At 59.8% G+C, this 12043-nt stretch carries 4 protein-coding genes; 2 read left to right on the top strand and 2 right to left on the bottom strand.

Annotated elements, in window-relative coordinates; all coding sequences use genetic code 11:
* Nucleotides 1-20: 20 nt before the first annotated feature.
* Together FCE95_RS07610 and FCE95_RS07615 are read right to left on the bottom strand one after the other, a co-directional pair.
* Nucleotides 21-1712 carry a ShlB/FhaC/HecB family hemolysin secretion/activation protein gene (locus tag FCE95_RS07610; protein ID WP_137266325.1) on the bottom strand — a complete coding sequence of 564 codons (1692 nt, stop codon included), beginning with the start codon at nucleotides 1710-1712 and terminating at the stop codon, nucleotides 21-23.
* Nucleotides 1713-1863: 151 nt separating this feature from the next.
* Nucleotides 1864-3315, bottom strand: coding sequence for a collagen-like triple helix repeat-containing protein (locus tag FCE95_RS07615; protein ID WP_137266326.1), 1452 nt, complete (start codon nucleotides 3313-3315; stop codon nucleotides 1864-1866).
* Nucleotides 3316-4290: 975 nt separating this feature from the next.
* On the opposite strand from FCE95_RS07615, the gene FCE95_RS07620 reads away from it, so the two are divergent.
* Together FCE95_RS07620 and FCE95_RS07625 are read left to right on the top strand one after the other, a co-directional pair.
* Nucleotides 4291-8928, top strand: coding sequence for a hypothetical protein (locus tag FCE95_RS07620; RefSeq protein ID WP_137266327.1), 4638 nt, complete (start codon nucleotides 4291-4293; stop codon nucleotides 8926-8928).
* Between the two features lie 583 nt (nucleotides 8929-9511).
* Entirely contained in the window at nucleotides 9512-12028 is a 2517-nt protein-coding gene (locus FCE95_RS07625; RefSeq protein WP_137266328.1) for a hypothetical protein, read from the top strand.
* Nucleotides 12029-12043 lie beyond the last annotated feature (15 nt).

Here is a 12043-nt window from a genome sequence, read left to right on the forward strand (position 1 = left end):
GACGGCGGCCTACGAGCCGGTCAGCGGAAGTCGTAGGCGAAGGTGAGATTCAGCCTAGGCCGGCGACGGCCGGATTCGGAATCCAGCGGCACGTCGGCCGTGGGCTGGGCTACCGAGAAATCGACGTTGTAGTGCTTGTTGTCCGATAGGCGCACGCCTAAGGCCACGGTCCCCAGTCGGTCGATCGGCGGCTGCGCCCGATTGAGATAGACGCGGGCGTACTGCCCGGCGAGATACGGCACCACGGCCTTCACCCGACCGTTGCCGCGGGCGAAGGAGCGGTTCAGTTCGAACGATGCCCCCCAGCCGCTATCGCCCGAGGCGCTGCCCGGGTCGTAAGCCAAGGCGAAGCGGGGGCCGCCGAAAGCGATCTGTTCGGAAGTCGGCAGCCGGTTTCCGCTGTACTGCCCGGCCATGCTGAGCACGGCGCCGATGCGGTTCTTCCAGGTTTTGCCCTGGGCGTAGCTCAGGTTGTAGCGCGTGAACGAGATGTCGCTGGGCGCGGCGAGGACCGCGCCGGGGATGTTGCTGATCGTGCGCGAGGACGCACCCCACGCATCGAGTCCGCGCGACACGCCCAGGCCCGCACGTCGCGAAGCGTCGCCCGTCGGCGAGGCCGACGCATAGTCGAGCTCGGCATGGACCACCCGCGCCTGCGTGCGCAGCTCCAGCGACGCGCCGTCGTTGGTGTTCAAGTAGCGGTCCGATTGGTCTGCGGCATAGGCGCCGCCGCCGAGGAACAGCACGCGCGTGGCTCGCAGCACCAGCGGATAGCGCAACGAAACCGAGCGGCGATCCTGCTCGACGTTGTGGCGCAGGAAATCGGGCAGTTGCCGGTCGTCCGGTTCGCCGCGGAAACGCGAGGCGTCCAGCCGCAGGCTCAGACCGTCGCTGCCGAGCAATTGCGAATACGCGCCGGAATAGAAGCGCTGGCTACCGCGGCCCGGCGGATACAGCGCCGACGCGCTCCATTGTTCGCCCAGCGTTGTGAGCGCATTGGCGTTGAACGTGGCCAGGCCCTGCACGCCGGGGTGGTTGAAATCCAGCGCATAGCTGCCGTCGAAGCGCTTGCGCGTCACTTGCAGTTCGAGCCGGGTGGCGCCGTCGGTGGTGGTCGGCACGGGCACGTTGATCGCGATCTTGGCGCCCGGCAGAAAACCGAGGATTTGCGAATAGCGGTCGAACGTGGCCTGCCGCAACGGACGGTCGTCGGCGATGCGTTTGGCGATCGCGCGGATGCGTTTGTCGAGTTTGCCGGTATCGCCGGCGATCTTCACTTCGGCGACGTAGCCTTCGATCGCGATCACCTTGACCACGCCGTCGGCGAAGTCCTGGGTCGGCACGTAGCAGAACGAAAGCGCATAGCCGTGCCGTTTGTAGGCGCCCGTGCATTCGTCGGCCGCTTTCAGCAAGTCGGCGACGGTGATCGTCTTGCCGGCGAGCGGAGTGAAGAAAGCCGCGATTTCGTCGAAAGGCACCGCGCTCACGCCGGATACGTCGAATCGCTTCGGCACGATCTGGGTCGCCAGCAACGCCGCCAGTTCCGGATTCTGCTGCGGCTGGATGGTCGTGCTGACTTTCGGTTCCTGCTTGGGCACTTCGGCCGTGGGCAGGGTTTGCAAAGGATTGGTCGCGGGCAGGCGCGATTGCGCATGCGCGAGCGATGCGGCGGACAGCGCTGCCGCTGCGCACATCCTAGCGACCGATCGCATTCACCACGATCCCGGCCGAGGCGGAATATCGGCGCGCCCTCCCGCGGCGGCGCCCGTACGCGAACGATGGCATTCCTTCTCCCCTATCCGTGCTTCCGATACTGCAGGGACGGCTCGCGCCGTCCCTGCAGGCATTGCCTATCGCAGGCGATCAATGACCGCCGAGCAGACCGCCCAACAGACCGCCCTGCTGTTGCTGGCCGCTGTCGTTGCCTTGCACCGCGCCGGTCACGTTGCCGAGCACGCCGCCCAGGCCGCCGCCCTGCGTGCCGCCCTGGAGCGCGCCGGTCACTTGGCCGACCACGCCGCCCAATCCGCCGCCGCTCAGGCCGCCGGAAGTCGCATTGGCCACACCGTTGACGACGTTGCTCACGCCTTGGGTCACTGGCTGCAGCGGACCGTTGACCGCACCGGCCACGCCATTGCCGATCGCGGTGATGCCGTTGCCAACTTGGCTGACTGCGCCGCCGGCGAGCGATGTCACCGGATTCAACGCGCCCAACTGACCGCCGCCGAGGCTGGCGACCGTCTGGCCCGCACCGTTCACGGTCTGGCCGAGTCCGGAAACGCCGCCCGCCACGCCGGTGGCGGTCACGCCGACCGGATTGGCGATGCTGCCGCTCTGGCCGAGGCCTTGGGTGACGCCGTTGCCGACCGTGCTGACCGCGCCGCCGAGCGATTGCACCGTGCCGCCCAAAGCGGCCGTGGTGCCGTTGCCCAGTCCGCCCGGCAGGGATTGCCCTGCGATCTGGCTGCCGATCGCGGTCACCGCGCCGCCGACGCCGGACGTGCCGCCGCCTGCCGCTTGCGAGACCGAAGCGATCAGATTGCCGCCGCCGGATCCGCCCGCATTGCCGCCGCCGTTCGCTTGGCCGATGCCGGCGACCGGCGTCAGCACATCGCTGACCGCGCCGGTCAGGCCATGCGTGCCGTCGCTTTCGAGCACGCCGTCCAAACCGTTGCCGATCTGCTTCACGCCGGTGCCGACTTTCGACACGACGGTGCCGACGGTCGAGGTGATCGGGCTGATCGGCGAACCTTGGAAGGCGCCGACGGTGCCCACGGTGTGGCCGAGATCGTCGACCGTCTGGCCGGCATCGACCACGATGTTGCCGGCGTCGTCGAGAGTGACGCCGACCGGATCGTCGATGTTGCCGATCTGGCCCAGCCCGACCTTGGTCGCGGTGCCGATCGCGGTGACCGTCGTGCCTAGATCCTTCACGACTTTGCCCAAGCCCTGGGTCGTCGCGTTGTCGCCGCCGAGCAATTGCTGGTTCGGGATCTGGTTGCCGAGGCTATCCAGCGCGCCGCCGACCGTGGTGACGACGTTGCCGCCCGAGGTGATGATCGAACCGAGCGCATTGGAAGGCGCCTGCGGGGTCGGATTGCCGGGACCGCCCGGATCGGGATTGCCGGGGCCACCCGGGCCGCCGGGACCGCCTGGACCACCCGGGCCGGGACCGCCTGGACCACCGGGACCACCAGGGCCGCCCGGATCGCCGGGACCACCGGGGCCACCCGGATCGCCAGGGCCGCCTGGGCCGCCCTTGCCACCACCGTTGAAAGAAGATTTGACCCCGCCCGAACCGGAGCAGGCCGTCATTGCAACGGTCGCTGTCAGCAGGCAGGTCGCCAGTATCGATTGAGTAAGTACCGCGCGAACGCGAGAAGTGTCCATGACCATCCTCCTGTGTGAAGCGCTCCGATGCTTCTTGGCGGAGAAACCATCAAGTGTTGCCCCCGTCGCTTCGAACAAGGTCCACCGGCTTGCGTCAGCAAGTCGTCGCTTGTCCGTGCGACTCACCACGAGACTGCTCTCGGCGGAAGTGAACGGCCAGTGAGACAAATACTCACAAATGTTATTTTGCGACTTATTTCCGGTTTGCTCGACAAACGGCTTAAAACAGAGGACTAGCGGTCGAAAACCGCGCTAAACGCGAAAAAAACAGCGCTCCGGCCACGCTTTGCCCTGTATCGATCCAAATGAGAACCACGTCGCATACCTTCGGCGCCCGTAAGCGATTCGCGCAAAATTTTCGTTGCGCGTAGAAAGCCGGCCTGCGAACCGCAGCAACGAATCGTGCGCTATCGCCACAGGACGATCGGAATCAGCAAGTGGCCGGATTCGAACTCGGCTGCGACGAGCAGTCGACAGGTTCTACAACGAGCGCGAACGATGTCGTCTGGAGTCGAACAGCGGATCGAGACCGATTCCACTGCAGCCAAGAAGATGAGGTCGCGTTGGAATCGAACCAACGGTTGAGGCCGATTCGGATGCCGACTGCAAGCGAGGATGGTGGGTCGTGTTGCATCCGAATTCCGTGGCTACAGCGCACTATGAAGCCATTCTGCAAATTTGCACGCAGCAGATACCCCCAGAGATACCCCCACATAATTGGCTTTGCTATCGACCACAGAATCAATTTGCGGCGGGCATCGCCCTGATATCGATCAGGTACTTATCAAGCTAACGGCCAAGACAGAACCCTTGGCGGGAACATAATTCGCATCGGATTGCCGTTCACATGGAGCGCGTGCGAATGCGAGTGCCTGATCAGCGGCTATATAGGGGATCTTGATGACCGCAATTAATTCAGCGGAACTACAGAGACTTAAAGCTGTGGTGCAGGCTGTCGACACCAGGGTCTTTGAGCATTTGGTTGCGGGCCTCATCGGAGAGCTGATCGGAACGAGCCTCGCCGTTGCCAAGCCTGGCTTTCAGCACGGCGCTGATGCGGGAACGACAGGACGCCAACAGCGTTACCTACGCATCGAATGCAAACGCTATCAGGACAACACCGGGCTGAACGATCGGGAGCTACTCGGCGAAATGGATCAGGCGTTCGCCCAGGATCCGGCCTTAGAAGCTTGGGTCTTGGCAGCCACCCGCGAAGTCCCGGAGCAACTAGAGAAAGCCCTTTCTCGCAAAGGCGACGGGCAGGGCGTGCCCGTGCTGATCATTGATTGGAAGTCTCACGAAACGCCGACCCTAGCCGCGCTCTTAGCGTCCAGTCCCACCATCGTGGACGATTTGTTAGGCCACGAGGCCGCAGCGATCGCCGCTGCCCTACAGCCGCTCGCGGCGTCTCAGATCGAGCGGCTGCGTCGGGATTTGGCCAGTTGGCAGATAGGTACCGCTAACCTTCGACGACGGGCCTGGGAACGCCTGGAAGCAATCTGGGATGACCCGCGTCAATCACAATCACATTTCGGCCAAGTGGTTTCCGGCGGCGCAAAGAAGTTAATCCACCGAACCAATCTGCTTCAATCGATCGACGATTGGTGGAAGTCGCCGCCGGGCATTGGCGCGCCTCTCTGCGCTGTTGGGTTTTTCGGTGTCGGCAAGACTTGGGTGGTCGCCGATTGGCTGATTCGCAACAAGGATTCGTTGCCCACCACCTTGCTTGTGCCTGCGTCCGCCGTGTCGAGTGGGTTCAGCTCCGTCTACGCACTCAAGACCTTTCTCGCCCAACGTCTCCAGGAGCTGATGCAGGTGCGGGATGTCGAGCATTGGCGCAATCGCCTAGATCGCATACTTCTTCGCCCCGAAGAGGAAGGCTGTGCTCTACTCATCGTATTCGACGGACTGAACCAGCAACCCGGGGTAGATTGGGCTGGCTTGTTGAGCATGCTTCAGAGCGATGAGTTTCGTGGTCGTATCCGTGTCATCGCAACCACCCGATCGCACCACTTCGAAACACGTCTCCAGAAACTCCGCCGGCTCCTCGACCGAGCGGTGGAAGTCGAAGTCAACGTGTACGACGCTCTCCCTGCAGGCGAGCTTGACCAGATGCTCGGCCTGAACGCGCTCACGCGCAGCGATCTGCATCCCGATCTGATTCAACTTGCGCAAAATCCCCGCCTATTCGATCTGGTAATCCGCTTTCGCGGGCGACTGGTCGATGGTGGAGGTGTAACTCTTCATCGCTTACTCTGGGAGTACGGACGCGACACAGCCGGGCAGATAATGAACCGTGTCTTCTCGGAACGGGAGTGGGAGGAGTGGTTACAAACCACGGCACGTTCGTTACGGGGCGGCATCCGAACCTATACGACACAAGAGCTCAGCACCTTAGCCGCGCGGCCTGACCTCAATACCACTGAGGTATATCAGCGCCTAAGCGAGATTATCGACACCCCCTTTGTCCAAGCGCGCGCCGATCAAACGCTGGAGCTGTCGCCCGACCTAGTAGCACACGCCCTTGGCGCGATGGCCGTCTCGCTGCTCACGTCCGCTCCGACGAAAGATCGAGGCGCCATGGAATCAACGCTTGCCCAATGGCTCGATCCGATTAGCGGGCTCGATCAGCGTGCCCAGATCCTTAGGGCGGCCGTCGCGATCGCGCTAGAGTCCGGCGCGCCGCGGCTCTTGCACGGCGTCTTAACTGCCGCGTGGCTCCAAACCCAGAATCTTGCAGAAGTCCACCTTCGTGACATCCATGCCTTGGCTCCCGAAATATCCGAGGCGCTGTTGGACACGATCGAAATGTCGCATCGACACACACATGCTGCCAGCCAGGAAATCGCGGTTGCCGCGCTTCGAAGCGTCGATCGAAATAATCCAACGGTGCGACAGGTAGTGCTTAAGCGGGCCGAGCATTGGCTGCGTGTAATCTCCCGTGATGTTGAGCCACGATCCACACCTAACGCAGAGGCCGAACGCTCTCGCCGTGATCGTCTAATAGGTCGTATCGGGGTTGACGTTGCGGGAGAACGCCAACTACTTGGCGAGTCGATGGAGCTGGTCGATCGCGATGACACGATGTTGGCGGAGCACCTTCCAGGGCTACTCGAGGGCTATCCGTTATTGGGGGCGTTGCCGGCTTTGCGAATCGCAGCCATATCCGCAGCAGTGAGTTTAAACCATCTGGGGTGGAACCAGTTGCGATGGACATGCCTGCTCAATCCCATCGACCCACACGAAGTTGCTGAAGCCGCGCGGCAAGCTGCAACCGAAATGATGAGTCGGGTGCCAGAACCGAGCGTACATCCGCACCTGAACGCTCGGGTAGCAGAACTCCTACTGCGCATCCCAGGAACACGCCAGGATGACGAGTCAGCGGCAGCGATAGAAGTAGGATTTATGGGACGACCCGATTACGAGGCCGATTACCTATCGAATCCTAGTACAAGCTTTTACGCCCTGGAACGTCGTCACGCCTCGGCAGCTTTAACCGATACGTCGCTCAACTTGCGCTATCGAGCTCAGCGCTGTGAAACCCTGTGGGCAGATCCAACCTTTGAACCACCCGCGGCGTTCTGCGAGGAGGTCGCTGCTTTTGCCGATAATCTATCCGTCGAGCGCTTGTTTACTGGGCGCTATCTCACCGCTGACGACCACGAGTTTGATCAGTTCCAGGCGGTACTAGCTCGCTGCGCGCCGAAACAACTTGCTGATTTGCGCAGGCGCCTGGCCCGTGATCCTGCCACGCAAGCCAGCCGTGCCGCTCGCTCTTGGCAGATCAATCAAGCGCTGTTGATCTATGGTGCGGATGAAGCGGCCGGTGCCCGGGCTGCCCGGACCTTGGGGCGAGAGTTGCGGGATGGCGACGAAACTGTCGCGGCTTCCGAACTATTACGCCCGGAACTAGCTAGACTTGATGCACTAACCCAAGCCATCACTGTGATCGAGGCTGCATTACCACATATCCCTACGGCTTTGATCGACGCTTTGCCGGCGCTTACGACTGAACAGGTAGATGAGCTCATACGACGCTTTCAGCACGGCACGCCTGAGCAACAGCGGGATCTTGCCGTTCTGCTTGCCGCAGACCCGCCACTGCTCAGCGACTTCGCTTGGGAGTGGGTCTCGACATTAACGACTTCCGAGGATCCGATCGACGTGCGAATAGGGCATATCGTGCTCGTGCGCACCGACGCAAAACGGTTGGGCCGGGATCTTGATAGCCAAGGATGGCGGTTCACGGCCGAGCTAGATACCTTTTCAGCGCACTATGCATCCGGCGCCCTATTTGAGGCGACGGTTGGAGTCCCCTTTGAGCAAGTTGCTGTTCGACTGGCGCCCTGGCGCCTGCTCGAGGCCGTCCGCCATCGAGGAGGCGACGCCGCGGAGACGCGCCTGGCTGTCGAGATCCTGGATTCGGTTCTTACTGGGGGCCCGGCTCAACCACTCGACATGGCGGGGCAACTTGGAGTTCGTCGTAAAGCTGGTTCAACAGATCCGTCCTGGTATTCCGTTGAACCGCTGCCGCATGATAACCCCCACTCGCTTGAGGCCATGCGTGACATTCTTGATGATGACGCACGTCTTGCGGCACGAGACCGCGTCAGCGAAGTAGTCCGTCAGCAGATCGAAAAAGTCCGGCGAGAAGGTGCCAGCCTTTTTCTTGAGTTTGTAACCCCTGAGGACGGCTTAGCGCTCTGCAGGCACGCCCCAGAGGTTATGGAGCGGTGGCTGGATGGTCACGATTCGTTGAGCCCACAGTTCATCCGGCGGGTGACCCAAGCCGAGGGCCTCTTTCTCGCTCTTTGTGAGGCCCTGCTCATTATCGCACCCGAGCGGGGAGTGCGCCTTTGGAAGTCACTTCGCCTAGCAATTCGAACACGCATCACGGGTCCTGCTGATCTGCCCGAGCTGTTGCACGTTATCTTTCGGGCTCCGACCTCGCCGCCCGTGCTTGAGGCGCGTAGAGAGTTGTTCGACCTGACAACAACCAACAGCGATGCGGATCTATATGAGGTGGCGCTGGTTGCAATCCTCAATCATCAGACCGATTGGCTTGAATCTCAGATGGCAAGCGACACGACTTCGGATTTGCCTTGGCGCCAGCAACGTGCGGCGGTTCTCTCGGGTTTCACAATCAACAACGAACTATCCATTGCGGAAGCCTGGCCCGAAGGCCCATCGAAATCATGGGCCGAGGAAGTCGGCCGCCAATCCGCGCGCGCGCGGTACTTTGAGGCATGCGCACGCCACTGGTGGACTGAGTACTGGCGGCTTGAGAACCTGGACGAAGCCTACGCTGCCTGGGTGCTGTTCGGACACTTCGCGGACAGACGAGCACTTTCCTGGATGGGGCCCATCGCAGAGCAATCTCCAAATTCAGCGTCATTAAAAGAGACCAAGCGACGCCACTGGCAAGCGAACCGTCTCAGCCTAAAGCATGGGGCAGAGGAGAGTAAATTGCAGTTGGGCCGAAAGTTCCTCCGCCGGAGGATCGAGGCAAAGGTATGGCCATGGCGCGAGCGCTCGTAGTCCGGCGCACCAACAGCCTTACCTTGCAGCTCGCCGTAGCTAGATACGAATTTCGGCCGCTCATGTCATTGCCCCCTTACGAGGGTTGAGACAAGGAATTGCTCGAGCTGCTTAGCACTCTTAGCGCGCCTAAGAAAGCGAGCCTGGCGAATTAGACCCAGGACCGAATAGCACTCCTAGCATAGCCAAAGCCATCCTTGGTTAGCTCCTTAGTCGAGTTTCTTTCGACACCGAGTACCTTGCGGATAAGCGCCTAGGGCGACCAGTCCAACGGCAATAGGCTGCCAGATGACTTAGCTAACTGCACTCCGTAGCTCTCCTGAATAAGAAAATTCTTACTTGCAGTTCCGAGGTCGCCGATCCATTTCAGCAGGAGCACTGCTGAGCTTTCACGTGAAAAATGCACGACACGCCTCTGGCGGAAATGACAGTCCATTCGTGGACTGACGCATGAGCACCCTCCTCTCCTGGCTATATGCTTGGGGATAGGGCCTAACCCCCAAAATCCCTTCGTCGGCCTTCGCTGGCCGAAGCGTGGGTATTTGGATCTAATTAACGGCCGCGACAGCAACGGAGATGAGGTATGCGCTGGAACCGTCCGTCCTCACTAGGAAAGACAGTCGAGGTTACGGCGTCTTCCCGCCCAATCAAAGTTGCGTATCTGGTGCCACTCGATGATTTGGAGGAGGCCCACCTGATTCTAGACGCCGTCTTCTATGAATCGTATACGCGTTGGGCAGGCGTCTACACCCTGATTGTTCCTATATCGGGCGGTCGCTTTTTGGACGAATCCTTCCGATCGTGGCTAGACCACTTCGACCCGGATTACCTCTATGCTTATTCAACGCTAGAAAGCTCGACGATAGCGGACATCGATCGTTTGTCTTGTCCTATCGCGTTTCTGAAGCACCGAATACAAGAACGCGACGACGCTGCGAGAAAGTGGCGAGCATATCTTCCCCGTTGGGACCACCACTTCAAGTCGATCTCATCACTCAGCACTGTTCAAAGCCCCGCGCTGCGTGTTCCACCTCGTCGCGATGAGCTACCCACAGAATTGACGATATTCAGTCAGTACAGCATGTCCCCGCTAAACCGAGTACTAGCAGATAACTTCGGCGTTAGCTTTGACCTTCTTGCAAGCACGCATGGCACTCCCGGGCTCTTTCGGACACTTTGTCTGGTTCCGACAGACCTCCCCGAAAACCACATCGCCGGGAGTGATCGCTGCACCTCCCTACTGGAGGCCTTCAAGGCCATTACTGACCACCAGGCAACGCCGATCTCGCAACTCGCAATGGCCCATAGCGACGGTGCCGCGAGTGTAGAGGCTTCCGCCTGGACTTCCTCGTTTCGCATATTCGTCGGAAGCTCGCCTCTCGACAGGGTTAACTTTTGGAACTGTCGTCATCTAAAGGATGGTTGGACTCGAACAACCAACGCACTAGTTCTCGACGAATCCTTCTTTAATGACGATCTCCTCGTCCGACAGCTCGGTCAGTACCTTAACAAGAACAACTTCTTGGGCGGGAACGGCGGGCCACATCACGCCTCACTGCACAGCGCAAGCCTCAGCGTTGAGGTGCTCAGAGCGTTGCGGGACATGCTGCAACAGGTAACTTGGAACTCGGTAGCAGTAGGCGCTTCTCCCGAAACACTAGCCGTACCAAGTCAACAAGATCTAAAACACAATCTTCACCGCACTGTTCAAGACACCGTAAGTCTCAAGATCAACGAGGATTTCACCAAGGTCAGGGCCGACGCGCCAGCGCATCTCGCCTACCTGGCACCGCAATTTAGGGGCGCGGGTCGCGGCCAATGGGTAATTGAACTCAATGTCGACCGTCATAACAACCTCTCCAAATACAGCAACGTCATCGACAAATGGCAACTCCCGCGGCGAAGAAAAATTTCACGCGCATTTACCGAACGTTCTTCAAGGCCCACCAGGCAGGGAGCACTCGCCTTGTTACCCTTGAACGACAGCTTCCCCTTTGGCGGCCGGCCGGTCGTTGAACACTACCACTACGAACTTTCCCTGCCTTCGGACGAGACGTTCTTCCGACACCTGGCGCTGGACGCATTCTCGTATCCCGACGACGACCTACGATCCGGCCTTGAAAAGTACGGCTATGCTGACTTAGCCGTCTCGGATAAAGGGCAAAACCTTCGCGGCATCATTGCAATGTTTGACCACCTATCAACTGCAGCGAACATTCTTGCAAACGCCTTCTGGCGCAAAGTGCTTAATGCGGCAACGGAGGACACAGCCAGACCTCGCACATTCAAGCGCGATAAGCTTCTTAGCTTGATTCGAGATGACAAGAATTCGGTTGAACGTGTCAAGCGGGAACAAAGATGCCAAAACATCGGGGAAGCCAAGAAGTATCTTGAGGCCGGGTTATTCGATACTTTGGAGCACCTAGTTAGAGCGAATGTGTTCTTTCAGGTCGCAAATTGGCGATGTATTTACTGCGGTCACTCAAATTCTCGAACGTTCGACAAGATGCAGATTAGGAACGAGTGCGAAATCTGTGCGACCGACTACATGGCGCCGATAGACCTGGAATGGCATTTCGAGCTCAACGACTTCGTACATCGTTCTCTGAAGCGTCATGCTGGGCTTCCCGTGCTTTGGACACTGGGCTTTCTGCTAGATCGCCTGCACTCGGATTCCTTCCTGTACTTGCCTGAAGTTGACCTTTTCTTGAGCCACGAAGGAAACGATAAGGTTGAGCTAGACATTCTGTGTGTATTAGGCCGCAAGTTCTACGCGGTCGAGGTCAAACGTAGCGCAACCACCTTTCTTAACGCCTTAGACGCTGCAGACAAGTTTTGTGCGAATGTTATTCGACTTCGTCCCGATGTTGCAGTGCTGTCCTTCCAGCAGCTTTGCGAAGCTGGCGTGGATGAAGCCGCTACAAGGGAGCGATTGGTGGCTACTGCTAAAGAGATTCGCGAGCGGATCGCGCCCTGGATAGGGCTCGAAGTGCTTATCGCCAATGACTTTCCGGAGTTCAATGAAGTTCCAGCCGATCTTGGTTGGAGGGGCTCTCGTGTAGGAAGACTTGATTGGGAACATTCTCGATCTGGTCGATAGCCATGCGAGAAGCTA

Source organism: Luteimonas gilva (assembly GCF_005239095.1).
GTDB lineage: Bacteria > Pseudomonadota > Gammaproteobacteria > Xanthomonadales > Xanthomonadaceae > Luteimonas_C > Luteimonas_C gilva.

Excerpts from the sequence above, each read along its gene's own strand:
- FCE95_RS07610 (WP_137266325.1), bottom strand. The coding sequence starts at position 1,712 with ATGCGATCGGTCGCTAGGATGTGCGCAGCGGCAGCGCTGTCCGCCGCA.
- FCE95_RS07615 (WP_137266326.1), bottom strand. The coding sequence starts at position 3,315 with ATGACGGCCTGCTCCGGTTCGGGCGGGGTCAAATCTTCTTTCAACGGT.
- FCE95_RS07620 (WP_137266327.1), top strand. The coding sequence starts at position 4,291 with ATGACCGCAATTAATTCAGCGGAACTACAGAGACTTAAAGCTGTGGTG.
- FCE95_RS07625 (WP_137266328.1), top strand. The coding sequence starts at position 9,512 with ATGCGCTGGAACCGTCCGTCCTCACTAGGAAAGACAGTCGAGGTTACG.